Source organism: Thalassobaculum fulvum, assembly GCF_014652915.1.
In the GTDB taxonomy this organism is placed as follows: Bacteria; Pseudomonadota; Alphaproteobacteria; order Thalassobaculales; family Thalassobaculaceae; genus Thalassobaculum_A; species Thalassobaculum_A fulvum.
This window is the reverse complement of sequence record NZ_BMZS01000011.1, coordinates 142,204-168,250: the sequence shown is the minus strand read 5'-3', so window position 1 is coordinate 168,250 and position 26,047 is coordinate 142,204. Positions and strand designations below refer to the sequence as shown.

Below are 26,047 nucleotides of genomic sequence, written 5' to 3'. Positions count from 1 at the left end.
GCGATGCCGGAGCTCGACACCGTGCTCGCCGGCCTCGGCGACGCCCTGACCCTCGGCAACCTGCTGTACGTGGTCGCCGGCGTGGCGGTCGGCCAGTTCGTCGGTGCGGTCCCGGGGATCGGCCCGGTCATGGCGATGGCGATCGCCGTGCCGTTCACCTTCGTGATGAGCCCGCTGGCCGCCATCGCGTTCCTGATGGGGGTCAACAAGGGCGGGCTGTTCGGCGGCGCGATCCCGGCGGTGCTGATCAACACGCCGGGCACCCCGGACGCCGCGGCGACCGCCCTCGACGGCTTCCCGCTGACCCGCCGGGGCAAGCCGCTGAAGGCCACCAAGATGGCGCTGTACGCCTCGGTCACCGGCGACACCTTCAGCGACCTGGTGCTGATCACCGTGTCGGCGCCGCTGGCGGCGGTGGCGCTGTACATGGGGCCGGTCGAGGTGTTCTGCCTGATCGTGTTCGCGTTCTCGGTGATCGCCGGGCTGGTCGGCGAGTCGATGGTCAAGGGCCTGGCGGCGGCCGCCTTCGGCCTGCTGTGCGCGACCGTCGGCCTGGACCCGGACCAGGGCACGCCGCGGCTGATCTTCGGCTGGTTCGAGCTGTACGACGGCCTGCCGCTGGCGCCGGTGGCGATCGGCACCCTGGCGGTCGCCGAGATCCTGCGCCGGCTGGTGGCGATGCGCGGCGGCGGACGGCCGGCGGTGACGATCCCCGAAGCCCAGGACCCGGCCGACGCGCGGGTGTCGTGGGCCGAGTACTGGGGCTGCCGCTACACCATGCTGCGGGGTGCTGTGATCGGCACGGTGCTGGGCGCGATGCCGGGGATCGGCTCGACCGCCGCGGCGTTCATGAGCTACGCCTCGGCCAGGCAGGCCTCGCGCGATCCCGACAGCTTCGGCAAGGGCAACCTGCACGGCATCGCCGCCACCGAGAGCGCCAACTCCGCCGTGGTCGGCGCCAACCTGATCCCGCTGCTCAGCCTCGGCATTCCCGGCAGCATCGGCGCCGCGCTGGTGATCAGCGCGCTGATGATCCAGGGCATCCAGCCCGGCCCGCTGCTGTTCGAGAGCCAGGGCCGGCTGATCTACGGGCTGTTCGGCGCCATGCTGATGGCGAATGTCGTGAACTTCTGGATGGGCCAGCTGGGCCTTCGGCTGTGGGCCCGGGTGGTGTCGGCGCCGGAGTCGATCGTGTTCGCCACCGCGCTGCTGCTGTGCACGGTCGGGGTGTACCTGTCGACCGGCGACCTGGTCGGGGTCTACGTGATGCTGATCTTCGCCGGCGTCGGCACCCTGATGACGGCCACCGGCTACTCGGTGGTGGTGTTCGTCATCGCCTTCTTCCTCGGGCCCCGCTTCGAGCTGTCGCTCAGCCAGACCCTCGGCATCCTCGGCGACGACCCGGTCCGCATGCTCGACCATCCGGTCGGCCTCGGGTTGCTGGCGCTGGCGGTGGCGGCGGCCTGGTGGATGGGAGTGCGACAGCGGGGCTCTAGAACCGCTCGCTGAGCCAGATCGCCGCCCGCGAGCCCGCCCGGATCGCCGCCCGCAGCACCGGGTAGCCGACGGTCTCCTCGCCGCCGTGCTCGCGGCCGATATGGGCGTGCTCGGCCTCCTCGGCTCGGAACTCCTCGATGGTCGCCTTCAGCTCGGCCTCGTCCTCGCCGAGCGCGTCGTGCTGGCGGCGGTAGTGGTCGTCGATCACCTCCTCGACGGCGATCGTGCAGGCCATCGCCGCCTTCTCGCCCATCAGCGCGGTGCCGGCGCCGAGCGCGAAGCCGGCGACGTGCCAGATCGGGTGCAGGATGGTCGGGCGCACCCGGCGCTGGCGGATCAGCGCCTCGAAGGCCGCCAGGTGGCGGTCCTCCTGCTCCTTCATGTGGCGGATGGTCTTGGCACTCGGCCGCTTGCCGAGCACCGCCAGCTGGCCCTCGTAGATGCGCTGGGCGCCGAACTCGCCGGCATGGTCGACCCGCACGATCCGGTCGATCAGCTGCGCGTGGGTCAGCTCGCCCGGCAGGCGGCGCCGGCCGCCGCCGGTGCCGGTCTTTGCGGTATCGCTCGTGTCGGTCATGCCGCGTCCTCCCTTGCCGGCCGGCGGTCCTCGAGCACGGCGCCGACGCCGAGCCCGGCCAGCCCGGCCGCCAGCAGCGCGTTCCATCCTGCCATGGAGATCCCGAACACCGCGAACGCCACCTCGTCGCAGCGCACGATCGGCTGGCTCAGAATCTGCGCCTTCAGCGCCGCCAGGTCGTTCGGCAGGGCGCCGGAGCCGCACTCCGCGGTGCCCTGCCACCAGCCCTGCTCGACCCCGACATGGAACACCGCGATGCCGCCGGTCGTCAGCTCGGCCGCCACCGCCAGCAGCAGCGCCGCGGTGGCCGCCGCCGGCCGGCCGCGCAGCACCCAGGCGGCCAGCCCGAGCACGATTGCGGCACCGTGCGGCCAGCGCTGCCAGACGCACAGCACGCAGGGCTGCAGGTCGAAGCCGTACTGGCCGACGAAGGCGAGCGCCAAGGCGGCGGCGGAGGCGGCGGCCAGGGCCAGCCCGGCGAAAGGTACGGTGCGCGTCATCGGTCAGACCGCATATTTGAGGGCGACGAAGCCGCCGATCAACAGCACGAAGAACACGACCGTCACCGGCCCCAGGTAGCGGTCCAGGAACCGGCGGATCGGCGGCCCGAACCACCACAGCAGGCCGGCGACCGCGTAGAACCGGATGCCGCGCGCCAGGACCGAGGCGACCACGAACACCAGGAGGTCGAGCCGGGTCACGCCGCTGGCGATGGTGATCACCTTGTACGGGAACGGCGTCAGCCCGGCCCCGAACACGATCCACGCGCCCCACTCGTTGTAGCGCCCGGCGAACGCCGCGAACTTGTCGGCATAGCCGTACAGGTCGAGGATCGGCTGGCCGAGCGCCTCGAAGAACAGGCTGCCGATGGCATAGCCGAACAGCCCGCCGATCACCGAGGCGATGGTGGCGACCGTCGCCACCCGCCACGCCCGGCGGCGGTCGGCCAGCACCATCGGGACGATCATCACGTCCGGCGGGATCGGGAACACCGAGCTCTCGACGAAAGCCACCAGCGCCAGCCAGCGATCGGCGCGCTTGTCGCCGGCGACCCGCAGGGTCCAGTCGTAGAACGGCCGCAGCATATGGGTACTCGGGTCCCGGCGGGTGGCTGACCGATCCCGGATAGCAGCGCCCGCCGCCCCCCGCAAGCCGATGCCGGCCGGTTGCCGTGCACCGCCGGCATCGGCCAAGATGCCGCCATGCAGAAGCCACCCCTCCACCCGTGGTTCGACATCGGCGACGTCGCCCCGGCCGTCGAGTTGCGCAACGGCGACGGCAAGACCAGGCCGATCACCCGCATGGCCGGACGCACCGCGGTCCTGCACGTCGCCGCCGGGTCGCAGGACCCGTTGCCCGTCGCATTGGCCCTGTCGTCCCGCGCCGCCGACTTCCGGGAAGCCGGCGCCGACCTCTACCTGGTGCGCCGCGGCGGACCGCAGACCGTGGCCGGGGACGCCGTCGACGGGGTCACGGCGCTGGCCGACCCGGCCGGGGCGCTGGCCCACAACTTCCACCTCGAACACCCGTCCACCATGGTGTTCGACCGCGCCTCGCGACTGGCCGCGGTGCTGCCGCTGGAGGGCGACCCGGACGCCCACGCCGGCGCCTGCCTGGGGCTGGTCCGCGACCGCCTGCCGCCGGACCGGTTCCGCGAGGGACCGTCGATCCAGGCGCCGGTCATGGTGATCCCGAACGTGCTGTCACCGCAGTGGTGCCGCTGGCTGATGCACGTGCACGACACCCAGGGCAACGAATCGTCGGGGTTCCTCGAGAAGGTCGGAAGCGAACTGGTCCTGCGGTCCGACGCCGAGGTCAAGGTGCGGCGCGACCACGTGGTGGCGGCCGGGTCGCCGCTGGAGGCCGAGATCCGCCACATCTTCCAGCGCCGGGTGATCCCGGAGATCGCCCGCGCCACCCACTCGCCGATCCAGCGCCACGAGCTGTTCAAGATCGTGCGCTACGACGGCGAAGAGCGCGGCCACTTCCGCCCGCACCGCGACAACGCCTCCGAGGCCGGCCGCACCCGCCGGTTCGCGGTGACCCTGAACCTGAACACCGGCGAGTACGACGGCGGCCACCTGGTGTTTCCGGAATACGGCGAGTTCGGCTATCGCCCGGCCGCCGGCGAGGCGGTGGCGTTCTCGTGCAACCTGCTGCACGAGGCCCGCCCGGTGACCCGCGGAAGCCGCTACGTGCTGCTCGCCTTCCTGCACTGAGCCCGGCGTCGCGTCGAGCCCGGCCGGCGCGCGAAATTTCTGGTCGAACCCGGAGCCCTGCCGTAGTAGGAATTCCGACGCTGCGGGCGTGGCGGAATTGGTAGACGCGCCGGACTCAAAATCCGGTTCTGGTGACAGAGTGTCGGTTCGAGTCCGACCGCCCGCACCATCCCCGAGCCCTGCTCCCGTTTCCCCCGGCTTCGACGCTCGCGCCCGGCACGCGTGGCGGGTCGCGCCGTGCCGAACCGCGTCCCGGACCGGCCGAGCGGTCGCGGTCGTCCCCGGCCGTGGCCCCGTCTGCCGGTTTCGGAATATACGGATGCCGTTCGCAAGCATCCCCATGGTAAAGTCCCTTCATCGACAGTACGGCACCCAGACGAGATCGCCCGAGCTCTTGAGGCGCTTCCCGTTTGGGAAGACAAGACCGTGCTGGCCCGGACTATTCGAGCATCCCCAGGACCGACGGCCGGCCGCGAGGCCGGCTGACGATGACGATTGAATCCCAGTCCACAGCATCGCCGCGGACGGATTCTGCACGAGGAGACGTTCCATGCGCGACAACGGCCCGATCACGGACCGGCAGGTTGATTTTGCCGAGAACGACGTACTGGTTTCCCGGACCGGTACCGGCGGCAAGATCGAGTTCGCCAACGAGGCCTTCGTGCGGATCAGCGGTTTCACCGAGCAGGAGTTGCTCGGCGAGCCGCACAACATCGTCCGGCACCCGCACATGCCGAAACAGGCATTCCGCGACCTGTGGGAGACGATCAAGGCGGGAAGCTGCTGGGAAGGCTTCGTCAAGAACCGCACCAAGACCGGCGACCACTACTGGGTCCGGGCCAACGTCACGCCGGTGATCGACGACGGCAAGGTCACCGGCTTCATCTCGATCCGCACGCGGCCGACCCGGGAAGAGACCGGCCACTACGACGCGCTGTACCGCCAGGTTCGCGAAGGCACGGCGAAGAACCTCGCGATCGTGGGCGGCGACGTCGTCTCGACGACCGCCGGCGCCCGCCTGTCGCGGTTCGCGTCCAGCCTGAAGGGACAGATCGTCATCGCCTTCTCGCTGGTGCTGTTGCTGATGGCCATCCTCTCGGGGGTCGGCCTCGTCGTTAGGTCTTCGGCATTCGACGCCTTCGAGACGCTCCGCAACGAGCCGCTGGCCGAGATGGCGGCCATGAAGACGGTGTCGGACGCCTACGCCGTCCAGATCGTCGACGCGTCGCACAAGCTCCGCGCCGGCACGTTCTCGTGGGACGAGGCGAAGGCCTCGGTCCAGGACGCCATCCGGACGGTCGAGCCGCTGTGGAAGGACCTGTCCACCGCCGAGCACCCGGCCGAAGAGAAGCGCATCATGGATGGCGCCAAGGCGGTCAAGGTTCGTACCGACCAGGCGGTCTCCCGCCTGCTGGCCATCATCGATGCCCGTTCCAAGGACGACCTGATCGTCTTCATCGAGCAGGAACTGTACCCGGCCGTCGATCCTTTCACCGACGCACTGTCGCAGTTCGTGGAGAAGCTGCAGTTGGCAGCGCTCGACATCTCCGGCAACGCCGAGAGCTTCCTCGACAGGGCCTTGGTCGGGATGGTCGGCGCCACCGCCCTGGCGATCGTTCTGGCCTTGCTGGCCGGCTATCGGATGCTGCACGCCCTGCGCAGCGCCCTGACGACCCTGGAGACCTCGTTCGTCGACATCGCCAGGGATCCGAAGACGGCGCGTGTCCGTCTGCCGAAGATGGCCGAGTTCCGGGCCGTCACCGTCCAGCTCCGGGCCCTGCAGGCGCGCATCGCCTACGCCGAGTTCGAGCGGGCCGCCAGCCAGGCGAAGGCCGACGAGATCCGGCGCAAGGCGATCCGCGAGATGGCCGACACCGTCGAGGCGGAGGCCCGCCGGGCGGTCGACGACGTCTCGAACCTGACACAGAGCATGGCCGGCGACGCCCGCTCGATGGCCGCTTCCGCCGAGCGGGTCTCCGAGAACTCCGGATCGGTGGCGGCGGCGGCCAACCAGAGCATGGCCAATGCCCAGGCGGTGGCCGCGGCGACCGAGGAACTGACCAGCTCGATCCGCGAGATCGCCAGCCAGGTGACCCGTGCGAGCGAAGTCACCGGCTCGGCGGTCGCGATCGGCAACCGAACGCAGGCCACCATCCAGTCGCTCGCCAACTCCGTCCAGCGCATCGGCGAGGTCTCGAACCTGATCCGCGGAATCGCCGAGCAGACCAACCTGCTGGCCCTGAACGCCACCATCGAGGCCGCCCGGGCCGGCGAGGCCGGCAAGGGTTTCGCCGTGGTCGCCTCGGAAGTGAAGGCGCTGGCCAACCAGACGGCGCAGGCGACCGAGGAAATCGGCCGGCAGATCAGCGAGGTCCAGACCGTCACGGGACAGGCGGTCCACGAGGTCTCGGAGATGAGCGAGGCGATCTCCGACATCGAGTCGATCTCGACCACGGTCGCGGCGGCGATGGAGGAGCAGGCATCGGCGACCGCGGAGATCAGCCGCAGCGTCTCGGACACCACCGAGGCGACCAACGAGGTCTCCCAGCGGATCTCCGACGTCTCGCAGGAAGCCACCGCGACCCTGGACATCACCAAGAGCGTGCAGAACGCCGCCATCGATGTCGAAGGCGCCATCCAGGAGCTGCGCTCCGTCATCGTCCGGGTGGTCCGAAGCGCGACCGACGACGCCGACCGGCGCACCAAGGGCCGGCCGGTGCTCGACCTGCCCGCCGAACTGCAGGTCGGCGACCGCTCGCTGCGCTGCGTGCTGCACAACCGGACCGACGGCATCGCCTTCCTGAGGGACCTCGATCCTTCGGGGTTCGAGGAAGGCAGCCGGGTCCGGCTGACCGTCCGTGGCGAGGCACCGGTCAGCGGTGTCGTCCTGAGCACCGCGCCGACCGGCATCCGCGTCCGGCTCGCCGCCTAGGACAATGCGGCCCCGCTGCTGGCGCGCCGGTTGCGTCAGGAGTGCGCCGGCCGGACGTGGTCGAAGCGCGGGTTGCGCTTGAACACCTCGGCCCGGCTGCCGCCGGCGCGCAGTCCCTCGCCGATGCGCGCCTCGATGCGGGCCAGCTCCTCGGCGTCCTCGACGATCGTGCGGGCCGCCGTCGCCGGCACCACCACGACCCCGTCGCCGTCGGCCAGGATGTAGTCGCCGGGCGCGATCGCGAGCGGCCGGCCCTCCTGCCCGGGCAGGGTGACCGGCACGCCGACCTCGATCCACCGCCAGCGCCGCGAGCCGTTGACCGGGGTGACGCCCCCGCAGACCACCGGCAGGCCGAGGCCGCGGATCTCGTCGGCGTCGCGCACCGGCCCGTCGGTGACGATCGCGACGCAGCCCTGGCGCTGCAGGCTGTAGGCGACGAATCCGCCGAGCAGGGCGCCGCGCGCGAAGCCGCCGCTGTCGATCACCAGCACGCCGCCCGGCCGCATCGCCGCCTCGAGCGCCGAGCCCGGCATCGCCGGCCGGGCATGCCGGCCCTCGACCGCCGTCTCGCCGCGGGCGCACACCGCCACCCCGGCGAAGCGCTGCCCGGCAGCCAGCGGCACCAGGGCCGAGGACAGCGCGTGGCCCGGCAACCCGGCCTCGTCGAGCACGTCGCTGACCTGCCCCGTCTCCAGCTTCGCCAGCCGCGCCAGCAGGTCATCCGCAGTTCCGGTCATTCCGCGTTCCCCTCTCCGATCGGGATCGTGTCGTTCGGCGCCGGGCCGGCGCCCGGCGTTGCCGCCGTCAGCTTGACCGGTGTCCGGCTCGGACCATAGTGTTTACTCGACGACAGCATCCCGGTCGCCGGTTCGCTCTCGAGAGGGAGAGGCGCGATGTTGCTTGTTTCGGCGCATATTCCGGGGCGGCGGGCCCCGCGATTCCCACGGATCAGCCGCGTTGCCGGGCTGCTGGCGGTGCTGCTGGCGGTCACCGCGACGCCGGCGACGGCGCAGCAGTCGAGCCAGGGTACCGTCCAGGCCCCTTCGACCGGCCCGGCCGCCGGCACGGCGCCCGGGTCCGGGGCAACCCCCGCGCCCGGCCCGCAGGGACGGTCCGGCGGCGGCCCGGGCATCGAGACGCCGGGCCGCGAGGGGCACTGCTCCAGCAAAGTCCCGATCAGCTGACGCCGGTCAGGTCCGGGTCGCGTCCGCCGCCACCCGGATGACGCCCGTCATCCCGGCCTCCTGGTGCTCCAGGATGTGGCAATGGAACATCCAGTCGCCCGGGTTGTCGGCGACGAAGGCGATTTCCGCCCGCTCGCGCGGCGCCAGCAGGACCGTGTCCTGCCATTCCCGGCGGCGGGTCGGCACGCCGTTCCGGGAGATCACCCGGAACGAATGCCCGTGCAGATGGATCGGGTGGTAGAACCCGGTGTCGTTGGCGAGCGCCAGCACGTGGGTGCGGTCCCGGGCCAGGGTCAGCATCGGCGCCGGGGTATGGCCGGTCTCGGCGCGGCCGTTGATCGTCCAGATGCCGCCGCCGTGCATGCCCGGCCCCATCATCCGGCCCATCATCCCGCGCCCGTTCATCCCGCCCATCATTCCCCCCATCATGCCGCCGCCGCCGAACGTCACGACGTGACGCTGCGCGCTGGCGAGGTCAGGCTCCGGAATCGGGTTCGCGGGCAGGCGCACCTCCGCCTCCGGCGGGCGGTCGCGCAGCACCTCGGCGGCGTAGGCGAGGTCCAGCAGCCGGTAGGCGGCACGCGGATAGAAATCGTCGACCACCCGGAAGCGCGCACCGGGCGCGCCGGTCATGTCCAGGATCACGTCGACCCGCATCGCCGGGCCCAGAACGACGCGCCCGTCGGCCGGAACGTGCGGGTCGACCGGCTGGCCGTCGAGCGCGACGACCACCGGCTCGTGCCCCTCGAACCGCAGCCCGAACACCCGGGCGTTGGCGGCGTTGACCAGCCGCAGGCGCAGCCGCTCGCCGGCGCGGACTGCGAAGCTGTCGCGGACCGCGCCGTTCACGGTGACCGAATTGCCGATCCGTCCGGCCATGGCGGCGTCGTGCAGGTTGCCGAAATCGGCGCTGATCGAGGCGTCGCCCAGCAGGCGCCAGTCGTCGAGCATCCAGGTCAGGTCGCGGTCGACCGCCGGCGGCTCGGCCTCCTCGATCACCAGCGGCCCCGAGAGCCCGCGGTCGACCTGCTCGGAGCTGCGCTGGTGAGGGTGGTACCAGAAGGTCCCGGCATCGACCGCGTCGAACTCGTAGACGAAGGTCTCGCCCGGCCCGATCGGCCGCTGGGTGAGGTGCGGCACCCCGTCCATGGCGTTCGGCAGGCGGATGCCGTGGCAGTGCACGGTGGTCGCTTCGGCCAGCCCGTTGTCGACCACGATCCGCAGCCGTTCGCCCTGGCGCACCCGGATCTCCGGCCCCGGCACGCTGCCGTTGTAGGCCCACACCGCGGTGTCCGGATGCGGCGCCGGCACCAGCCGCGCGGCCGCCGGCCCAGGCCGCAGCCGGAACTCGCGCGGCGCCGCCCGGGCGAGCCCGGGCATCCCGGTCGCGGCCAGGAGGGCGCCGGAACCCGCCAGGAAGGCACGGCGGGGGATCGAACGAGGTCTGCCGGTCGGCATCGCAGCACCACCATGACGGCTTAGCCGGGGGACAGCCGACAGTTTCGCACGGACGACGGCCGCGCGACACTCACGATCCGGTGCCCGCCGCCGGTCGCTACAGCACCCGGTGCACCGTCCAGCGCGGGGTACCCGAGACGATGTGCGGCTCCAGCTCCGCCGCCCAGGCGTCCTGACCCTCGGCGGCGGCCAGCCGGGCCCAGGCGGCGCCGAGGGCGGCGAGATCGGCGACCTCGACCTCGACGTCGATCGCCGACTCGCGCTCGCCGACCGCCCCGGTCAGGATCCGCACCTGCTCCGGCCGCCAGCCGATCTGCGGCGCGATCTCGCGCCACCACCGGCGCATCAGGTCGATGGCTGCCTGCTTGTGCCCGAACCGGGCCTGCACCTGCCAGCGCGCGATCATCATGGCCCGCCTCCCGGTTCAGGCCGCCGCGTCCAGCGGCAGGCCCCGGCGAGCCGCCGCGGCCTCCTGCAGGAACCCCTCCTGGTGCGGCTGCAGCGCCTGGCCGCCGAGCGCGCTGTACCAGCCGAGCATCGGGTCCTCGACCCCGCTACGCTGGCCCGACAGTTCCTCGAGCACGGCCATGCCGCAATACGGGACGTAGGTCGCCGAGTAGCCGCCCTCGTGGCACAGCACCAGCCGGCCGCCGCAGAGCTCGGCGGCGGCCCGCTTCACCAGCCGGGTCATCTCTCGAAACGTGCCGCTGTGGCACAGCATGCGGCCGAGCGGATCGCTGGCCGCCGCGTCGAAGCCGCAGGCCACCACGATCAGCTCCGGCCGGAACGCGCGGACCGCCGGCAGCACGTTGCGCTCCATCGCCGCCACATAGGCGCCGTGACCGGAGCCGGGCGGCAGCGGCAGGTTGAGGTTGTAGCCGCGCCCGTTCCCGATCCCGACCTCGTCGAGGCCGCCGCTGTCCACCGGATAGCAGCGGTCCTGGTGCAGCGACACCGTCAGTACCGTCGAGTCGGCGTAGAACGCGTCCTGGGTGCCGTTACCGTGGTGGACGTCCCAGTCGATGACCGCGATCCGCCGGACGCCTCGGTCGGCCTGGGCGTGGTGCACGGCGACCGCGACGTTGCCGAACACGCAGAAGCCGCGCCCGCGACCGGCCTCGGCATGGTGACCGCAGGGTCGGACCAGGGCGTAGGCGTTGTCGACCCAGCCGTCGAGCACCGCGTCGACCGCCGCGATGCAGCCGCCGGCGGCGAGGCTGGCGACCTCGAAGCCGCCCGGGCCGAAGCGGGCGCTTTCCCCCGCATCGCCGCCGTCGCCGGCGCTCAACTCCCTGATCCGCGCGATGTAGTCGACGGTGTGGAACCGCCGCAGTTCGGCCTCGGTCGCCGGGCGCGGCCGGATCGGCCGCAGCCGGTCCAGCATGCCGGAGGCGGCGAGCAGGCCGTAAAGCCGCCGCTTGGTCTCCGGCCGGTCGTGCGCCGGATACGGCTCGGCGAGCGGGTTCTGCGAAGCACGCCCGGCATCGTGCCAGGCGAAGGTCTCGTGCCAGACGAATCCGGTGGCCATCACAGTCCTCCTGGGTCGGCGCGGCACGGGCGTCGTGCCGCGATCGGCCGCACAATGCTGCGGGCCGGGCCGGAGCGTGAGACCCGGAACTGTCACTACCGGTCCGTTTGTGCCATAGCAGCGTCATGAGCACGCCGACCCGTCCGCTCCGCGTCTGCCTGGTGGCGATCCCCGATGCGGTGATCTCGACCCTCAGCGGGATCTACGACGCACTCGGCTGCTTCGCGATGCTCTCCGGGACCGACGACGACCTGCCGGAGCACCCGCCCTTCGTGGTCGAGATCGTCGCCGAGACCGCCGCGCCGGTCGCCTCGGCCAGCGGCCTGCCGGTGCAGCCGCACCGCGCCGTCGCGGAGATCGACGACGCCGACATCGTGATCGTGCCGTCGCTGGTGGTCGGCCCCGGCGGCTGGCGCCGCGGCCGCTACCCCGGGCTGGTCGCCTGGACGGCCCGGATGCATGCGCGCGGCGCCATCCTGTGCTCGGCCTGCTCCGGCATTTTCGTGCTGGCCGAGACCGGGCTGTTCGACAAGCGGGACGCTACCGTCCATTGGGGATACGCCGACCACCTGCGGCTGGCCTTTCCGGCAGTCCGCGCGGCTCCGGAACAGGTCCTGGTGGTGGCCGGCGAACGCTCCGAGCTGGTTTCGTCGGGCGCGTCGACGTCCTGGCACGACCTCGTGCTGTACCTGATCGATCGCCATGCCGGTCCCACCGCGGCGCAGGCCGTGGCCCGGTTCTTCGCCATGCAATGGCACCGCGAAGGCCTGGCGCCCTACATGGTGTTCCGGCCGCCGACCGGCCACGGCGACGCCGCGGTCGCCGAGGTTCAGGCGTGGCTTGCCGCGCACCACGCGGTGGCGGCGCCGGTCGAGGAGATGGTCCGGCGCTCCGGCCTCCCCGCCCGCAGCTTCAAGCGGCGGTTCGCCCGTGCCACCGGGCTGACGCCGATCGCCTACGTGCAGCGCCTGCGGATCGAGGAGGCGAAGCGGCGGCTGGAACGGACGGACGATCCGGTCGACGAGGTCGCCTGGCAGGTCGGCTACGAGGAGCCGGCGTTCTTCCGCCGGCTGTTCAAGCGCCTCGCCGGCATATCGCCCGGCGCCTACCGGCGGGGTTTCCGGGTGCCCGTCTACGACCACGGATCGACCGGACCGCGATAGCCGGCCGGCGCCGATACCGGCGCTGCGGAGCCTGGTGCACCGCAACATTCCGACCCGCCCCGGCGCCCCGCCATCGGCGGCGCGATCCGCAGCAAGTCCGGGTCCCGCCGGCCGGAATCCCTCCGATTTGGCAAATCACGTCGAAATCCGATAAGTTATGTCGTACATGAGACAAAGAGGGTAGACGAATGACGTTGCTGACGAAGGCCGAAGAGATTTCCGACGTCGCGTTCGGATTCATGGGCTCCAAGGCGCTCTTCGCGGCACTGCATCATGGGCTGTTCACGAGCCTGGCCGACGGGCCGATGACCGCCGAGGAGGCCGCCGAGGCCACCGGCCTTCACCCGGAGCGCGCGCGCACCCTGCTGACCGCGCTGGCGGCACTCGGGGTGGTCGCCGTCGAGGACGGCAGGTTCGCCAACTCGCCGGCCGCCGAGGCCTTCCTCGTGAAGGGCGCCAAGTACGATTTCGGCGACTACCTGCGCCTGCAGGTCGACCGCCAGATGTACAGCCTGCTCGACCAGATCGAGGACGCGATCGCCAACCGGCTGCCGGACGACGCCACCGGCTCCTACGCCGACTGGTTCTCCGACCCGGAAGAGGCCCGGCTGTACTCGCGCAGCCAGCACGCCGGCTCGCTCGGGCCGGCCCGCGGCCTGGCGCGCCGGGTCGACCTGTCGGGCGGCAAGCGCCTGCTCGACGTCGGCGGCGGCACCGGCGCCTTCGCCATTACCCTGTGCCAGGCCTTCCCGGACCTGCACGCCACCGTCGTCGACTTCCCGAACGTCGCGACCCTGGGCGAGGCCTACGTGGCCAAGGCCGGTCTCAAGGACCGGATCACCTACGTCCCGGGCGATGCCCTGCGGACCGAGTGGCCGAAGGAGCAGGACGCGATCCTGATGTCCTATCTGTTCTCCGGCGTGCCGGGCGACGAGCACGAGGGCCTGCTGACCCGGGCCTACGACCACCTGGTCCCGGGCGGCCGGCTGCTGATCCACGACTTCATCGTGTCGTCCGACCGCACCGGGCCGAAGCTGGCCGCGCTCTGGCAGCTCCAGCATACCGCGTTCACGCCCGAGGCCCGGTCGCTCGACGACGCCTGGCTGGCCGAGCAGCTGTCCGCCACCGGCTTCGAGGACGTGTCGGTCGAGCCGATGATCCCGGGCATGACCATGCTGGCCGAGGGCGTCAAGCCGGGCTGATTTCCGCCGGCCGGCCTTCCGTCTGGAGCACCCGGACCCGGTCTGCTACCATGTGGCGTATCGGGCCGGGTGGCCGGTGCCGGCCCGGAGGGATCACGATGGCTGCCTCGCGACAACAGCAGTGGATGACGGACCTCCTCGAGAGTCTGCCGTCGGTCGCCTTCCTGGCGCTGTGGCACGGCGAGGTGGTTCGGCTCGAGACCGCCGGCTGGATCGGCTGCGGCCTCGCGGCCGCCGTGCTGCTGGTGCTCCGGCTGCAGCGGGTGCCGTACAACCCGATCCTGCTCGGCATGAACCTGCATCTGCTCGTCGTCACGCCGCTGATCGTCGGGCTGTTCCGGCTCGGCCAGGCGGACCTGGCCGGACTGCTGGTCGACACCGCGCAGACCGGCGTGCTGGTCGCGATCCTGGCGGTCGGCATCGCCCTCACCCTGTTCGGGCCGCGCGGCTTCATCGGCATCGACGGCCTGCCGCCGGCCACCCGCCGTCGCTATTCGCTGCTGCTGCTGGCGTTGACGGCGGCGGCAGTGCCGTGGTCGCTGGCCCACGCCGACAGCACGCTGGTGTCGATCGGCGTGCCGCTGACCGTGCTGTTCGGGTGCCGGCGGTATCTGAGCGCCCGCTGGCACGACAAGGCCGATGGCGGCGGTGGCGGCGAGGCCCTGGCGATGATGGCGGCGCCGGCCGGCGACTGACCGGCCGAACGCGGGCCGGGACAGGCGGCGCGACCCTGGTCCGGCCCGCCCGCTCTATGCGACGATCGCGGTCATGAAACGATCCTCTGCACCACCCCCTGGCCGGCCCCGCCGGCCGGCCAATCAGGATGTCCGGCGGGGCCCGCGACCGGTCTCCCCTGACCGTCAGGATGGACGATGGCTCACTTCGATCGACGCGCGCTGCTTCTGCTGGCCGCCGGCGGTATCGCCGCGAGCGCCGGCCTCCGTCCGGACCGGGGGGAGGCGGCCATGACCGCGGCACGCCAAGCCGGCGAATGGCCGGTCGCCACACCGGCCGAGGCCGGCTTCGCCCCGGATCTGGAGGCGCGGATCGACGCCCTGGCCGCCGATCCGCGGTTCGGCAACCTGCATTCGGCCCTGGTCGTGCGCGACGGCGCCCTGGTCGCCGAGCGCTACTACGAAGGGCCCGACGAGGCCTGGGGACGTCCGCTCGGAACACGCAGGTTCGGCCCGGACGACCTGCACGACCTGCGGTCGGTCAGCAAGAGCGTGGTCGGCCTGCTGTACGGCATCGCGCTCGCCGAGGGCATCGTGGCGCCGCCCGACGCGCCACTGCTCGCGCAGTTCCCGGAGTATCCCGACCTGGCGGACGATCCGGTTCGCCGCCGGATGACGGTCGGGCATGCCCTGACCATGACGCTGGGAACCGCATGGGACGAAGGATTGTCCTATGCCGACCCGCGCAACAGCGAGCACGCCATGGAGCTCGCCGACGACCGCTACCGCTACGCCCTCGACCGCCCGTCGGTCGACGAGCCCGGCCGGAAATGGACGTACAACGGCGGCGCCACCGCCCTGATCGGCCGATTGATCGTCAAGGGAAGCGGGCAATCCCTGCACGAGTACGCCGAGAGCCGGCTGTTCGGCCCGCTCGGCATCCGGGCGTCGGAGTGGATCCGCGGCCGGGACGGCGACTGCATCGCCGCCTCCGGCCTACGCCTGCGGCCGCGCGACCTCGCCCGGATCGGGCGCCTGGCGCTCGACGGCGGGGTCTGGCAGGGCGAGCGGATCGTGCCGGCCGACTGGCTGGCGGCGTCGTTCCGGGCGCACGCGAGCGCCGGCGAGCTGGACTACGGTTACCAGTGGTGGCTCGGCCCGCCGGCGCCGGACGGCCGACCGGGCTGGGTCGCCGGCTTCGGCAACGGCGGCCAGCGGCTGTTTCTCGCGCCGCGGCTCGGGCTGGTGGTGGTGGTGATGGCCGGCAACTACAACCAGCCCGACGCCTGGAAGCTGCCGGTCGCGATCATCACCGAGGCGGTACTGCCGGCACTGACCCGTCGCTGAGAGCGGACACCGCCGCGTTCCGATCCCCCTCTATCGGCTCCGCCGCGCCCGCGCTATGTATCGGCCCTCACCTTGCCCACCCCGCCCAACGGAGGACGCCCCGATGCCCATGCAGTACCTGCACACCATGGTCCGGATCAGCGACGTCGACGCCAGCCTGCATTTCTACTGCGACCTGCTCGGCATGAAGGAGGTGCGGCGCTACGACAGCGAGAAGGGCCGCTTCACCAACATCTTCCTGGCCGCCCCGGCGGACGAGGCCGACGCCGCCTCCGACAAGAAGGCGCCGCTGCTCGAGCTGACCTACAACTGGGACCCGGAGGACTACAAGACCGGCCGGGCCTGGGGTCACCTGGCGTTCCGGGTCGACGACATCTACGCCACCTGCCAGAAGCTGCAGGACGGCGGCGTGACCATCAACCGGCCGCCGCGGGACGGCTACATGGCGTTCGTGAAGTCGCCGGACGGCATCTCGATCGAGCTGCTGCAGAACGGCGGCGCCAAGGACCCGGCCGAGCCCTGGGCGTCGATGGCGAACACCGGCAGCTGGTGACCGGCCCCGCCCTTCGCGGCTCCCGTGCGGGCCGCGAAGGGCGCAACCGCTCTCGGCACGGTGCGTTACCGGGGGACCGCCGGCCGCATTGCGACGGCACTCCCAAGCTTTCGGACCGACCATGGCCGCTTTCGACCGCCGTTCCCTCCTGCAGCTCCTGCTCGCCGCCGGCACCGCCCGACTGATCGGCACGGGCGGAGCCGCCGATGCCGCCGCGATCGGGGCCGCGACCGGCCTCGAGTTCGGCCCGCCCGAGGCGTTCTCCTACGACTGGCTGAAGCAGCACGCCCGGGCGATCGCGGCCAGGCCGTACGAGCCGCCGCCGCGGCCCGACCCGGCGACCGTCTCCAGGATCGACTACGACGCCCACGGCAAGCTGCGGTTCCGCAAGGAGTTCGCGCTGTACCGGGACGGCGCCTATCCGGTCACCTTCCAGCATGTCGGGATGTACTTCCCCAAGACCGTGCGCATGCACGCCGTCGAAGACGGGTCCGCGCGCGAGGTCGTGTACGACCCCGGCTACTTCACGATCGGCCCAGAGCACGTCGCCGCCGGCCTGCCGCACCAGCCGTCGGCGTTCGCCGGCTTCTGGGTGCACGACCCGGCCAGCAAGGGCCCGCTCGACAAGGTCGAGCCGTGGGCGACCTTCCTCGGCGCCTCGTACTTCCGCGGGGTCGGCGAGCTCGGCCAGGTCGGGCTGTCGGCGCGCGGCATCGCGCTGGCGCCGGGCGGCCCCGGTCCCGAGGAGTTCCCGGATTTCGTCGCCTACTGGTTCGAGCCGGCCGGCGACGCCGACCAGCCGGTCACCGTCTACGCCCTGCTGGACGGACCCTCGGTCGCCGGCGCCTACCGGTTCCTGCTGCGCCGGACTTCGGGCGTGGTGATGGACATCGAGGCCGCGATCCACCCGCGCCGCACCGTCGAGCGCCTGGGGCTGGCCCCGCTCACCTCGATGTACTGGTTCTCCGAGACCGCCAAGCCGACCATGGTCGACTGGCGGCCCGAGGTGCACGACTCCGACGGCCTGGCGATGTGGACCGGTGCCGGCGAGCGCATCTGGCGGCCGCTGAACAACCCGCCGCGGATTTCGATCTCCAGCTTCCTGGACGACAACCCGCGCGGCTTCGGCCTGTCCCAGCGCGACCGCAACTTCGACCACTACCTGGACGGCGTGAAGTACGAGAAGCGGCCGACCGCCTGGGTCGAGCCGCGCGGCGACTGGGGGCCGGGCGCCGTGCAGCTGGTCGAGATTCCGACCGACGACGAGATCCACGACAACATCTGCGCCATGTGGGTGCCACAGACGCCGCACGGCGCCGGCAGCCACATCGAGCTGGCCTACCGGCTGCACTGGCTGGCCGACGAGCCGTATCCGGGCGAGTTGGGCCGCTGCGTCGCCACCCGGCTCGGCAACGGCGGCCAGCCCGGCCAGCCGCGGCCGCAGGGCGTGCGCAAGTTCATGGTGGAGTTCCTCGGTGGGCCGCTGGCGCAGTTGCCGCACGGCCGGCTGCCCGAGGCCGACCTGTCGGCCTCGCGCGGGAGCTTCTCCTACGTGTTCACCGAGGCGGTGCCGGACGACGTGCCGGGCCACTGGCGGGCGCAGTTCGACCTGACGGTCGAGGGAAGCGAGCCGGTCGACCTGCGCTGCTACCTGCGCGACGGCGACACCGTGCTGACCGAGACCTGGCTGTACCAGTACCACCCGGCGCCGCTGGCGTAGGTCGACGAAGGGATCAACTCACCGGATCCCACAGCCGGCGGATCGCCTCGGCGTTGTCGCGGAAAGCCTGGAGCACCGCCGGGTCGAAGTGGCTCGGCTGGCAGCGCTCGTCGCCCTCGAGGATGATCCGGCAGGCGGTCTCGTGGTCCATGGCCGGCTTGTACGGCCGGGCCGCCCGCAACGCGTCGTACACGTCGGCGACCGCCACCAGCCGCGCCACGAGCGGAATCTTCTCGCCCTTCAGGCCGGCCGGATAGCCGGTCCCGTCGAACCGTTCGTGATGGTGCAGGGCACACTGGATGACGAGGCCGTCGGGATCGTAACCGGCGTCCTCGAGCAGCATGGCGCCGTGCCCGGTGTGCCGACGAACCTCGGTGACCTCCTCCGCGTTCAGCACGCCGTTCTTGCCGAACAGGGCATCCGACATGGCGCTGCGGCCGACGTCGTGCATGGTGCCGGCATAGGCGAAGGCCGCGGCTTCCGACTCGTCGTGGCCCATGGCGATCGCCAGCAGATGCGTGATCAGCCCGACCTTCGCCGCATGCTGGTGCAGCACCTCGCCGCTCGCCTGATGCATGGTCTGCAGCAGGGCGTCGGTCAGGCTTTCGGAGGTTTCCGACGTGCGGAGCTCTTCGGACATGGCGCAATTCCTCCATCCGCCGTCACGAACCGGCGACCTCCCAGTATCGGGCCGACGCCAGGCAAAGGCAAAGCCGGGTTGCGGGAACCGCGGAACGTACGGACCGGGCGGTGAGCCGGCCCGGCAGGGCGTATTTCAGACCCTCGGGTCCTCCCAGAACCGCTGGTCCATCGAGAGCGCCGGGTGATCGCAGCCGGCCGTGCCGACGACCTTGGCCGGAACCCCGGCGACGGTGGTGTTGGCCGGAACGTCGCGCAGAACCACGCTGCCGGCGCCGACCCGCGAGCACCGGCCGATCTCGATGTTGCCGAGGATCGTCGAGTTGGCGCCGATCAGCGCACCGCGCCGCACCTTGGGATGACGGTCCCCGGTCTCCTTGCCGGTACCGCCGAGGGTGACGCCGTGCAGCAGCGACACCTCGTCCTCGATCACCGCGGTCTCGCCCACCACCACGCTGGTCGCGTGGTCGATCATGATGCCGCGGCCGATCTTGGCCGCCGGGTGGATGTCGACCCCGTACACCTCGGAGGTGCGGGACTGCAGGTACAGCGCCATCGCCCGGCGGTTGTTGGCCCACAGCCAATGCGCCACCCGGTGCGCCTGCAGCGCCTGGAAGCCCTTGAAGTAGAGGAACGGTTCCAGATAGCTGGTGCAGGCCGGGTCGCGGTCGAACACCGCCGACAGGTCGGCCCGGACCTGCTGGCCGATGTCGGCCTCGCCATGAACCGCCTGATCGATGGTCTGGCGCAGCGACAGCCCGGTGATCGACTCCGAACCGAGCTTCTGCGACAGGTGATACGCCAGCGCGTGCTCGAGGGTGTCGTGCGCCAGCACCGTGGCGTGCAGGAAGCTCGCCAGCGCCGGCTCGTCGCGCGCCGTCGCTTCGGCGTCGATCCGCAGGCCGTCCCAGATCGGATCCAGCTGGGCCGCGACCTGGCGCGGCCATTGGGCTTCGGCTTCGGCCATCGAGTTTCCTCCTCGCCGCGCGGTCCTCGCACCGGGCCGCCACGAACGCGTGCCTCACAGCTTGTTCCGAAGTCTACCCGTTTCAAGCATCCGCCGTCACCGCCGGCGCGGAACGGGTGCCGTTCCAAGGGTTCACCCGGGCCATCCCGGACGATAGGGTTCGGGCAACCAGCTTAACGGGCGGTTAATCGATCTCGCGCAAGATCCCCCGACTGCCCCGCGACGCGAGGTTCGCCGTGACGACCGAAGCACCGCCGACGGCCGGACCTTCCGAGCCCGAGGACGGCCTCAGCGCTCCCGAGCGCACGCCGGCGATGGACATCGCCATGGTCCGGCTGAGCCTGCGCAGGCTCAGCTTCGCGACGATCGCCCTGGTGCTGCTGTCGATTCCCTCGCTGTTCGCGGCAGTCAGCGTCCGCGCCCTGCACGAGCACGTGGTGCTGGACGCGGCGGTGGTCGCCGAGCGCGTCGCCGAGCACGTGCTGTCGGCCGGCTCGCAATGGCGGCAGGCGGCCGACCTCGGGCAGGTGCTCGGCATCGCCCCATCGCGCGGCTTGCAGATCGAACGGACCCTGGTCGGACCGGAAGGCGGCCCGCTGATCGCCCCGCCGGACGCCGTGGCGCGCCCGGTCATGCGGGTGCGGGCCCCGGTCACGGCCAACGGCGCGCAGGTCGCCGAGGTCGTGGTTGCGGTCAGTCTCCGGTCGACCCTGATCGAGACGGCGCTGGTCCTGGCGTTCTCGGCCCTGCTGACGATCGGGCTGTACCTGGTCATCGACCGGGTCGCCCTGCGGGCGTTGCGCGATGCGCTCGACCACCTGCAGACCGCGCTTCGACAACGCGACCAGGCATTGCAGGAAACCTCCGAGACCCTGACGATGCTGGGCCGGCAGAACGCCCGCCTGAAGACCACCTCCGAGGAGCTGTCGCGCGCGCGCGACGCGGCGCTGTCGGCCGATCGCTCCAAATCGATGTTCCTGGCCGCCATGAGCCACGAGTTGCGGACCCCGCTGAATGCCATCATCGGGTTCTCGGAGGTCATGGCCAGGCAGTTGTACGGTCCGATCGGGCACGACAAGTACCGCGACTACGCCGCCGACATCCGGGCCAGCGGCGACCACCTGCTGGCCCTGATCGACGACGTCCTCGATCTCTCGCGGGTGGAGGCCGGCAAGCTGACCCTGCGCCGCGAACCGCTGGACGTCGCGGAACAGGTCGAGGCGTGCCACCGGCTGATCCAGGGCCGGGCCGCGGACGCCGGCATCGACCTGCAGCTGTCGCCGCGCCACGCCTACGACACGGTGATCCTCGGCGACCGGGTGAGGTTCCGGCAGATCCTGCTCAACCTGCTGACCAACGCGATCAAGTTCACCGAGCGGGGCGGTCGGGTGCGGATCGAGACCGACGCCGTGGCCGGCGGGAAGGTCACCGTTCGGATCGCCGACACCGGCGTCGGCATGTCCGAGATCGACCTCGAGCGGGTGTTCCGCCCGTTCGAACGGGTCGACGTCGGCACCTCCCGTCCGACCGAGGGAGCCGGGCTCGGGCTCGCGCTCTGCCGGGCCCTGGTCCGCGAGCACGACGGCAACCTCCACATCGCCAGCATGCCGGGCCAGGGCACGACCGTGACCCTCACCTTCCCGAGGCTGGCCGGCGATCCGACCGACCCGGGGCGCCAGATGTCCCTCGGGGACGCCCTGCGCGACGACCCGGCCGAAGCCGATTGATCTAGGCGCCGGGCGGTGCCACGCGGCGCCGCAACCTTCTTCTTGGCAACTATTGTCATGCCAACTAGCATCCTCGCATGGAACGGTCCGACCTCCACCGCAACTTCGGCTTCCTGATCCACGACGTGGCGCGGCTCATGCGCGTCGCCTTCGACCGGCGCGGGCGCGAGATCGGGCTGACCCGGTCGCAGTGGTGGGTCCTCACCGCCCTGTACGCCAAGGAAGGCGTGACCCAGTCCGAGCTCGCCGCCTTCATGGACCTGGAGAAGGCGACGCTCGGCCGGCTGCTCGACCGGCTCGAAGAGAAGGAGTGGATCGAGCGTCGTCCCGACCGCCAGGACCGTCGCATCAAGCGCGTCTACCTGACGGACCGGGTGCAGGGGCTGATGCGCTCGCTGCGCGCCATCGCCGCCGACATCCGGAACGACGCCAGCAAGGGCATCGAGCGTGACCGCTACGAGGCTTTCGTCGACACCTTGCTGCAGATAAAGGCCAACCTGCACGCCTTCGACGAATTGCGCGGCCCGGCATCCGAAAGCCAGCGCGAGGCGGCGGATGACTGACCGGGCCGAGGCGGCCCAGCAGTCCGTTCCGGCCGCCTCCATCGAGACCAAAGCGCGGCGCGGACGGGGCCGCCGCATCCGCCGTCTGATCCTGCTGGTGCTGCTGCCGCTGCTGATGATCGCGGCCGGCACGACGTGGTACGCCTTCACCGGCCGCTACGTGACCACCGAGAACGCCTACGTCAAAGCCCACGTGATCGCGATCTCGACCGACATCGACGGTCGCGTGGTTGAGGTGTTCGTGCGCAACGACAAGCGGGTCAAGGCCGGCGACCTGCTGTTCCGGCTCGACCCGGACCCGCACTGGCTGCACCTGCAGATCGCCGACGCCAAGATCGCGTCGGTCCGCAACGCCATCGACGGTATGCGGGCCGAATACCGGCAGATCGAGGCGGAGATCGCCGAGGGCAGCGAGTCGGTCCGCTACTTCCAGCGCGAGGCCGAACGCCAGCGGGCACTGGCGAAATCCGGCGCCGGCACGGCCGCCAAGCTGGACGAGGCCGAGTTCGAGCTGGCCGCCGCCCGCCAGAAGCTGCGCGGCCTGCGCGAGAAGATCCGCAAGGTCCTGGCCGAGCTCGGCGGCGACCCGGAGCGCGCGGCCGAACTGCATCCGCACTATCTGGAGGCGCTGGCCGAGCGCAACATGGCCGAGCTGCAGCTCGGCTACACCAACGTGCGGGCGCCGGCCGATGGCATCGCCACCCAGGTCCACCTGGAGCCGGGCGAGTGGCTGGAGGCCGGCGAGCCGGCGTTCGGCCTGATCGAGATCGACGAGACCTGGGTGGTCGCCAACCTGAAGGAGACCGAGCTGACCCACGTCCGCGAGGGCCAGCCGGTCGAGGTCGCCGTCGACGCCTATCCGGGCCTCGCCTGGAAGGCCCGCATCACCTCGATCGCGCCGGCCACCGGTGCCGAGTTCGCGGTGCTGCCGCCGCAGAACGCCTCGGGCAACTGGGTCAAGGTGGTACAGCGCGTGCCGGTCCGCATCGATCTCGAGCAGACCGCCGACCAGCCGCCGCTGCGGGCCGGAATGACCGCGTCGATCTCGATCGACACCGGCCGCGAGCGCCGGCTGCTGACGGCCGCGCGCGAGGCGATCGCCGCCTGGCGCGAGGACCGCTCGCAGGCCAAGGCGGAGTGACCGGCCCGCGCGCCGCCTTGACAGTTTAGTTGATATCAACACTATATGATCATGCCCGAGCCCGGCGAGCTGCCTTTCGACATCACCCTGAAGGTCCGTGACGCCTGCGTCTGCCTGCATGTGCAGCGGGCGGCGCGGGCCCTGGCGCGGCGCTACGACGAGGCGCTGCGGCCGGTCGGCCTCACCAACGGCCAGTTCTCGCTGATGATGTCGCTGAACCGGCCGGAGCCGCCGCGCATCGGCGAGGTCGCCGACCTGCTGGCCATGGACCGCACCACCCTGACCGCTAACCTGAAGCCGCTCGAGCGGCGGCGCCTGGTCACGGTCTCGGTCGACCAGAGCGACCGTCGCAGCCGCCGGCTGTCCCTGACCGACGACGGGCGTGCCCTGCTGGTGCAGGCCATGCCGATCTGGGACCGCACCCAGGCGGAGATCGAGGCGCTGGTCACCGGCTCCGACCCGGACACCCTGCGCGCCGACCTGCGGGCGCTTTCCTGAATTCAGGCGGCGGTCGCCTCGCGCACCGTCCCGGCGGCGACCAGGGCGTCGATCCCGGCGTCGTCGAACCCGGCCGCCCGCAGCACCGCCCGACTGTCCTGCCCGACCGCCGGAGCGGCGGCCAGGCCGGTCTCGGAAGCGTGCAACGCGCCCGGAGTGCGCGGGACCCGCACGGCGCCGACGCCGGCGGTCTCGACCTCGACCACCGCGCCGGTCTCGACCACGTGCGGCTCGCGCGCCCATTCACCGGGGTCGAGGATCCGCTCGGCGATGACGTCGCCGGCCAGCAGCCGCTCGAGCCACGCCGCCGTCGTGTCCCCCCGCAGCGCCTCGGCGATCTGCGGGACCAGCAGGTCGGCGACGTCGGCGCGGCGCGCGAAATCGGCGAAGCGCGGGTCCTCGGCCAGGTCCTGCCGGCCGATGACCCGGCACAGGCTGCGGTACTGCGCCTCGGTCACCAGCGTCACCATGATCCAGCCGTCGCCGGTCGGGTACACGCCGGCCGGCGCGTTCAGGGCCCGCGGGCTGCCGCCCTCCAGCACGTGCTCGGCCAGCTTGTGGCCCAGCAGCGCGGCGGTCGACTGGGTCAGGCTGACGTCGATCCAGCGGCCGCGGCCGACCGCGGCACGGGCGAACAGCGCGGTGGCGACCGCCTGGAACGCGTACAGCCCGGTCGACACGTCGGTGATGGTGGCGCCGACCCGGTGCGGGATGCCGTCGGCCCCGGCGTTGAGCGAAACCAGCCCGGAGAACGCCTGGCCGACCGAGTCCGAGCACGGCCGCGCGGCATACGGCCCGGTCTGCCCGAAGCCGCTGACCGAGACCATGATCAGCCCGGGGTTCTCGACCGACAGGCTGTCGTAGCCGAGCCCGAGCCGGGCGGCGACGCCGGGACGGAAGCCCTCGATCAGCACGTCGGCCCGCAGCGCGAGGTCGCGGGCGATCCGCCGCCCGGCCTCGTGCTTCAGGTCGAGGCAAAGGCTGCGCTTGCCGCGGTTGAACACCGCCGACAGCGCCGAGTGGCCGCCATAGGTGGTGCCGAGCCGCCGCGACCAGTCGCCTTCCGGCGGCTCCAGCTTGACGACCTCGGCACCGTAGACCGCAAGCAGCTGCCCGCAATACGGCGACGCCACGCCCTGCCCGAGGTCGAGCACCCGCAGCCCCCGGTACGGCGCGTCGTGCGTGGGCTGGAGTGCCGGCGACGGCGGTGCTGGCGGCTCGGTCATGGTCGTCGTCTCCGGATCGAGGGATCATCCGGGACCAGGATAGTCCCGTGCGCCTCGCCCGTCCGCACCGCTAGAGTGTCCCGCGAAGGAGAGGACGAGATGACCGGATCCGAGGCGCGCGACGACGTCGCCGGCTACGCCGCCGTCGAGGCGGTCTATCACGCCTACCTGACCGGGCTGATCCTGGCGCTCGTTACCCGGGCCGGCACCGGGCCGGCCGCCGAGGTGGTGTTCCGGACCTTCCGCCGCCAGCAGCTCGCCCGCTTCCTGCCGGGGCTGAAGAAGCTCGGGCTCGACGGCCTGCCGCATGCCGTCGCCTGCGCCCAGTACCACTACCTGTCCAACCGGGTCGGCGGCGTGAAGGTCGAGTACGTCCGCGCGACCGACCGCAAGGCCTGGGTCCGCTACCCGCCGCCGCGCTGGATCTGGTCCGGGACCGCGGTCTGCGGCATCCCGAGCGAGGTGTCGCGCGCGATGCTGCGCGGCTGGCACGCCAACAACGGCGTGGTGCTCGGCAATCCGCGGCTCGGTTTCGTTTGCACCGGGCAGACCGTCGACGGCCAGCCCGGCCTCGAGGGCTACTACTGGGAGGCCGACCGCGCGCTGACGCCGGACGAGCGGCTGCGGTTCTCAGCCGACGAGGAATGCCCGCCCTTCGACCCGGCGGCCGCCCCCCGGCTGCCGGCCGACGCTTGGCCGGAGCCCCGGCTGCGCAGGGTCCTGCGCAACTACGCCATGGAGTACGTGACCTCGATCCTGCCCGAGGCGGTGGCGGTGCTGGGGTCGGCCGAGGGCGGGCGGGTCGCCGGCATCGCGGCGCGCCAGATCGGCATGCACGTGCTCGACGAGACCGCCCGGCTGCTCGGCGGCACGGAACCCGGGGCCGCCGGATTCGCCGCCTGGCTCGCCCGGCTGTCGCGGGCCCAGGGCGACACCGCCGAGGTGTCGGGCAGCGGCGACGCCTGGACGGTGCGGCAGACCGGATGGCGGTTGATGGCGGAGCGGGGCGGGCTCTCCCCGGCGGTGTTCGACGCCTGGAACGAGCTGTGGGTCGGCGCCGCCCTGGCGCACGACCGCCAGCTGCGGGTCGAGGTCGCCGACCGGCGTGACGGCGACACCCCGGCCTGGGAATGGCGAATTACCAGACGGTCATGTCTCCTATAGATAGAATGTCTCCGGCCGCTTCCACGCGACCCGTTCCCTCCGACCCGGGACTGCGCTAATCCCCGTGC

The 26,047-nt window shown here is 71.8% G+C and carries 25 protein-coding genes and 1 tRNA gene; 16 read left to right on the top strand and 10 right to left on the bottom strand.

Features of this window, described 5'->3' with window-relative positions; genetic code table 11:
* Nucleotides 1–3: 3 nt before the first annotated feature.
* Nucleotides 4–1,509: a tripartite tricarboxylate transporter permease gene (locus tag IE246_RS22220; RefSeq protein ID WP_189993790.1), complete on the top strand. Its 1,506-nt coding sequence runs from the start codon at nucleotides 4–6 to the stop codon at nucleotides 1,507–1,509.
* On the opposite strand, the gene IE246_RS22215 is transcribed toward IE246_RS22220, so the two are convergent.
* Genes IE246_RS22215 through IE246_RS22205 form a run of 3 tightly spaced genes read right to left on the bottom strand, consistent with a single transcriptional unit; the run spans nucleotide 1,493 to nucleotide 3,159 of the window.
* A complete protein-coding gene (locus tag IE246_RS22215; RefSeq protein ID WP_189993788.1) occupies nucleotides 1,493–2,074 on the bottom strand; it encodes a demethoxyubiquinone hydroxylase family protein in 582 nt (193 codons plus the stop codon). The two genes, IE246_RS22220 and IE246_RS22215, sit on opposite strands and share 17 nt — an antisense overlap.
* Nucleotides 2,071–2,574, bottom strand: a complete 504-nt coding sequence (locus IE246_RS22210) for a disulfide bond formation protein B (protein ID WP_189993786.1) — start codon at nucleotides 2,572–2,574, stop codon at nucleotides 2,071–2,073. Before IE246_RS22210 ends, IE246_RS22215 begins: the two co-directional genes overlap by 4 nt.
* Nucleotides 2,575–2,577: 3 nt before the next feature.
* Entirely contained in the window at nucleotides 2,578–3,159 is a 582-nt protein-coding gene (locus tag IE246_RS22205) for a YqaA family protein (RefSeq protein WP_189993784.1), read from the bottom strand.
* A 117-nt stretch (nucleotides 3,160–3,276) separates the two neighbouring features.
* On the opposite strand from IE246_RS22205, the gene IE246_RS22200 reads away from it, so the two are divergent.
* From IE246_RS22200 to IE246_RS22190, 3 genes are all read left to right on the top strand, one after another.
* Complete coding sequence (locus IE246_RS22200; protein ID WP_189993782.1) at nucleotides 3,277–4,293, top strand: 2OG-Fe(II) oxygenase; 1,017 nt, start codon at nucleotides 3,277–3,279, stop codon at nucleotides 4,291–4,293.
* Between the two features lie 82 nt (nucleotides 4,294–4,375).
* Nucleotides 4,376–4,462 (top strand) — tRNA-Leu (locus tag IE246_RS22195).
* A 381-nt stretch (nucleotides 4,463–4,843) separates the two neighbouring features.
* A complete protein-coding gene (locus tag IE246_RS22190) occupies nucleotides 4,844–7,225 on the top strand; it encodes a methyl-accepting chemotaxis protein (RefSeq protein WP_189993780.1) in 2,382 nt (793 codons plus the stop codon).
* Between the two features lie 35 nt (nucleotides 7,226–7,260).
* On the opposite strand, the gene IE246_RS22185 is transcribed toward IE246_RS22190, so the two are convergent.
* Nucleotides 7,261–7,962, bottom strand: a complete 702-nt coding sequence (locus IE246_RS22185; protein ID WP_189993778.1) for an RraA family protein — start codon at nucleotides 7,960–7,962, stop codon at nucleotides 7,261–7,263.
* A gap of 156 nt (nucleotides 7,963–8,118) precedes the next feature.
* Here IE246_RS22185 and IE246_RS22180 point away from each other — a divergent pair, with 156 nt between their 5' ends.
* Nucleotides 8,119–8,409, top strand: coding sequence for a hypothetical protein (locus tag IE246_RS22180; RefSeq protein WP_189993776.1), 291 nt, complete (start codon nucleotides 8,119–8,121; stop codon nucleotides 8,407–8,409).
* A gap of 6 nt (nucleotides 8,410–8,415) precedes the next feature.
* Here IE246_RS22180 and IE246_RS22175 read toward each other — a convergent pair whose 3' ends face one another.
* The 3 genes from IE246_RS22175 to IE246_RS22165 form a co-directional block, all read right to left on the bottom strand.
* Nucleotides 8,416–9,789: a multicopper oxidase family protein gene (locus tag IE246_RS22175; protein WP_229837438.1), complete on the bottom strand. Its 1,374-nt coding sequence runs from the start codon at nucleotides 9,787–9,789 to the stop codon at nucleotides 8,416–8,418.
* A 175-nt stretch (nucleotides 9,790–9,964) separates the two neighbouring features.
* Nucleotides 9,965–10,276, bottom strand: coding sequence for a hypothetical protein (locus IE246_RS22170; RefSeq protein WP_189993774.1), 312 nt, complete (start codon nucleotides 10,274–10,276; stop codon nucleotides 9,965–9,967).
* A gap of 15 nt (nucleotides 10,277–10,291) precedes the next feature.
* Nucleotides 10,292–11,395 carry a histone deacetylase-like amidohydrolase gene (locus tag IE246_RS22165; protein ID WP_189993773.1) on the bottom strand — a complete coding sequence of 368 codons (1,104 nt, stop codon included), beginning with the start codon at nucleotides 11,393–11,395 and terminating at the stop codon, nucleotides 10,292–10,294.
* A gap of 125 nt (nucleotides 11,396–11,520) precedes the next feature.
* Between IE246_RS22165 and IE246_RS22160 the strand changes: the two genes are divergently transcribed.
* The 6 genes from IE246_RS22160 (at nucleotide 11,521) to IE246_RS22135 (ending at nucleotide 18,054) form a co-directional block, all read left to right on the top strand.
* Nucleotides 11,521–12,558, top strand: coding sequence for a GlxA family transcriptional regulator (locus IE246_RS22160; protein ID WP_189993772.1), 1,038 nt, complete (start codon nucleotides 11,521–11,523; stop codon nucleotides 12,556–12,558).
* 188 nt (nucleotides 12,559–12,746) lie between these two features.
* Complete coding sequence (locus IE246_RS22155) at nucleotides 12,747–13,760, top strand: methyltransferase (protein WP_189993771.1); 1,014 nt, start codon at nucleotides 12,747–12,749, stop codon at nucleotides 13,758–13,760.
* 125 nt (nucleotides 13,761–13,885) lie between these two features.
* Nucleotides 13,886–14,455, top strand: coding sequence for a hypothetical protein (locus IE246_RS22150; protein WP_189993770.1), 570 nt, complete (start codon nucleotides 13,886–13,888; stop codon nucleotides 14,453–14,455).
* A 270-nt stretch (nucleotides 14,456–14,725) separates the two neighbouring features.
* On the top strand, nucleotides 14,726–15,781 hold the full coding sequence (locus IE246_RS22145; RefSeq protein WP_189993769.1) for a serine hydrolase domain-containing protein: 1,056 nt from the start codon (nucleotides 14,726–14,728) through the stop codon (nucleotides 15,779–15,781).
* A gap of 109 nt (nucleotides 15,782–15,890) precedes the next feature.
* Nucleotides 15,891–16,334: a lactoylglutathione lyase gene (gloA, locus tag IE246_RS22140; protein WP_189994059.1), complete on the top strand. Its 444-nt coding sequence runs from the start codon at nucleotides 15,891–15,893 to the stop codon at nucleotides 16,332–16,334.
* 121 nt (nucleotides 16,335–16,455) lie between these two features.
* Nucleotides 16,456–18,054: an OpgD/OpgG family glucan biosynthesis protein gene (locus IE246_RS22135; protein ID WP_189993768.1), complete on the top strand. Its 1,599-nt coding sequence runs from the start codon at nucleotides 16,456–16,458 to the stop codon at nucleotides 18,052–18,054.
* Between the two features lie 13 nt (nucleotides 18,055–18,067).
* Here IE246_RS22135 and IE246_RS22130 read toward each other — a convergent pair whose 3' ends face one another.
* Together IE246_RS22130 and cysE are read right to left on the bottom strand one after the other, a co-directional pair.
* Nucleotides 18,068–18,694 (bottom strand): HD-GYP domain-containing protein, encoded by a 627-nt coding sequence (locus tag IE246_RS22130; RefSeq protein ID WP_189993767.1) that lies wholly within the window; start codon nucleotides 18,692–18,694, stop codon nucleotides 18,068–18,070.
* A 135-nt stretch (nucleotides 18,695–18,829) separates the two neighbouring features.
* The gene (gene cysE, locus IE246_RS22125) at nucleotides 18,830–19,660 is read right to left on the bottom strand and encodes a serine O-acetyltransferase (protein WP_189993765.1); all 831 of its coding nucleotides are present in this window, start codon (nucleotides 19,658–19,660) and stop codon (nucleotides 18,830–18,832) included.
* 236 nt (nucleotides 19,661–19,896) lie between these two features.
* On the opposite strand from cysE, the gene IE246_RS22120 reads away from it, so the two are divergent.
* The 4 genes from IE246_RS22120 (at nucleotide 19,897) to IE246_RS22105 (ending at nucleotide 23,589) form a co-directional block, all read left to right on the top strand.
* Nucleotides 19,897–21,387: a sensor histidine kinase gene (locus IE246_RS22120; protein WP_189993763.1), complete on the top strand. Its 1,491-nt coding sequence runs from the start codon at nucleotides 19,897–19,899 to the stop codon at nucleotides 21,385–21,387.
* A gap of 77 nt (nucleotides 21,388–21,464) precedes the next feature.
* The gene (locus IE246_RS22115) at nucleotides 21,465–21,950 is read left to right on the top strand and encodes a MarR family winged helix-turn-helix transcriptional regulator (protein WP_189993761.1); all 486 of its coding nucleotides are present in this window, start codon (nucleotides 21,465–21,467) and stop codon (nucleotides 21,948–21,950) included.
* Nucleotides 21,943–23,091, top strand: coding sequence for an HlyD family secretion protein (locus IE246_RS22110; RefSeq protein WP_189993759.1), 1,149 nt, complete (start codon nucleotides 21,943–21,945; stop codon nucleotides 23,089–23,091). Before IE246_RS22115 ends, IE246_RS22110 begins: the two co-directional genes overlap by 8 nt.
* Before the next feature lie 51 nt (nucleotides 23,092–23,142).
* Complete coding sequence (locus tag IE246_RS22105) at nucleotides 23,143–23,589, top strand: MarR family winged helix-turn-helix transcriptional regulator (RefSeq protein ID WP_189993757.1); 447 nt, start codon at nucleotides 23,143–23,145, stop codon at nucleotides 23,587–23,589.
* A gap of 2 nt (nucleotides 23,590–23,591) precedes the next feature.
* Here the strand turns inward: IE246_RS22105 and IE246_RS22100 are convergent, their stop codons facing one another.
* Entirely contained in the window at nucleotides 23,592–24,815 is a 1,224-nt protein-coding gene (locus IE246_RS22100; protein ID WP_189993755.1) for a CaiB/BaiF CoA transferase family protein, read from the bottom strand.
* Nucleotides 24,816–24,914: 99 nt separating this feature from the next.
* Between IE246_RS22100 and IE246_RS22095 the strand changes: the two genes are divergently transcribed.
* Nucleotides 24,915–25,979 carry a hypothetical protein gene (locus tag IE246_RS22095; RefSeq protein WP_189993754.1) on the top strand — a complete coding sequence of 355 codons (1,065 nt, stop codon included), beginning with the start codon at nucleotides 24,915–24,917 and terminating at the stop codon, nucleotides 25,977–25,979.
* Nucleotides 25,980–26,047: the final 68 nt, after the last annotated feature.

Coding starts and splice junctions, on each gene's coding strand:
- IE246_RS22180 (WP_189993776.1), top strand. CDS start 8,119: ATGTTGCTTGTTTCGGCGCATATTCCGGGGCGGCGGGCCCCGCGATTC.
- IE246_RS22155 (WP_189993771.1), top strand. CDS start 12,747: ATGACGTTGCTGACGAAGGCCGAAGAGATTTCCGACGTCGCGTTCGGA.
- IE246_RS22190 (WP_189993780.1), top strand. CDS start 4,844: ATGCGCGACAACGGCCCGATCACGGACCGGCAGGTTGATTTTGCCGAG.
- IE246_RS22220 (WP_189993790.1), top strand. CDS start 4: ATGCCGGAGCTCGACACCGTGCTCGCCGGCCTCGGCGACGCCCTGACC.
- IE246_RS22115 (WP_189993761.1), top strand. CDS start 21,465: ATGGAACGGTCCGACCTCCACCGCAACTTCGGCTTCCTGATCCACGAC.
- IE246_RS22185 (WP_189993778.1), bottom strand. CDS start 7,962: ATGACCGGAACTGCGGATGACCTGCTGGCGCGGCTGGCGAAGCTGGAG.
- IE246_RS22165 (WP_189993773.1), bottom strand. CDS start 11,395: ATGGCCACCGGATTCGTCTGGCACGAGACCTTCGCCTGGCACGATGCC.
- IE246_RS22175 (WP_229837438.1), bottom strand. CDS start 9,789: ATGCCCGGGCTCGCCCGGGCGGCGCCGCGCGAGTTCCGGCTGCGGCCT.
- IE246_RS22170 (WP_189993774.1), bottom strand. CDS start 10,276: ATGATGATCGCGCGCTGGCAGGTGCAGGCCCGGTTCGGGCACAAGCAG.
- IE246_RS22095 (WP_189993754.1), top strand. CDS start 24,915: ATGACCGGATCCGAGGCGCGCGACGACGTCGCCGGCTACGCCGCCGTC.
- IE246_RS22130 (WP_189993767.1), bottom strand. CDS start 18,694: ATGTCCGAAGAGCTCCGCACGTCGGAAACCTCCGAAAGCCTGACCGAC.
- IE246_RS22105 (WP_189993757.1), top strand. CDS start 23,143: ATGCCCGAGCCCGGCGAGCTGCCTTTCGACATCACCCTGAAGGTCCGT.
- IE246_RS22160 (WP_189993772.1), top strand. CDS start 11,521: ATGAGCACGCCGACCCGTCCGCTCCGCGTCTGCCTGGTGGCGATCCCC.
- IE246_RS22200 (WP_189993782.1), top strand. CDS start 3,277: ATGCAGAAGCCACCCCTCCACCCGTGGTTCGACATCGGCGACGTCGCC.
- IE246_RS22215 (WP_189993788.1), bottom strand. CDS start 2,074: ATGACCGACACGAGCGATACCGCAAAGACCGGCACCGGCGGCGGCCGG.
- gloA (WP_189994059.1), top strand. CDS start 15,891: ATGCAGTACCTGCACACCATGGTCCGGATCAGCGACGTCGACGCCAGC.
- IE246_RS22145 (WP_189993769.1), top strand. CDS start 14,726: ATGACCGCGGCACGCCAAGCCGGCGAATGGCCGGTCGCCACACCGGCC.
- IE246_RS22100 (WP_189993755.1), bottom strand. CDS start 24,815: ATGACCGAGCCGCCAGCACCGCCGTCGCCGGCACTCCAGCCCACGCAC.
- IE246_RS22110 (WP_189993759.1), top strand. CDS start 21,943: ATGACTGACCGGGCCGAGGCGGCCCAGCAGTCCGTTCCGGCCGCCTCC.
- IE246_RS22150 (WP_189993770.1), top strand. CDS start 13,886: ATGACGGACCTCCTCGAGAGTCTGCCGTCGGTCGCCTTCCTGGCGCTG.
- cysE (WP_189993765.1), bottom strand. CDS start 19,660: ATGGCCGAAGCCGAAGCCCAATGGCCGCGCCAGGTCGCGGCCCAGCTG.
- IE246_RS22205 (WP_189993784.1), bottom strand. CDS start 3,159: ATGCTGCGGCCGTTCTACGACTGGACCCTGCGGGTCGCCGGCGACAAG.
- IE246_RS22135 (WP_189993768.1), top strand. CDS start 16,456: ATGGCCGCTTTCGACCGCCGTTCCCTCCTGCAGCTCCTGCTCGCCGCC.
- IE246_RS22210 (WP_189993786.1), bottom strand. CDS start 2,574: ATGACGCGCACCGTACCTTTCGCCGGGCTGGCCCTGGCCGCCGCCTCC.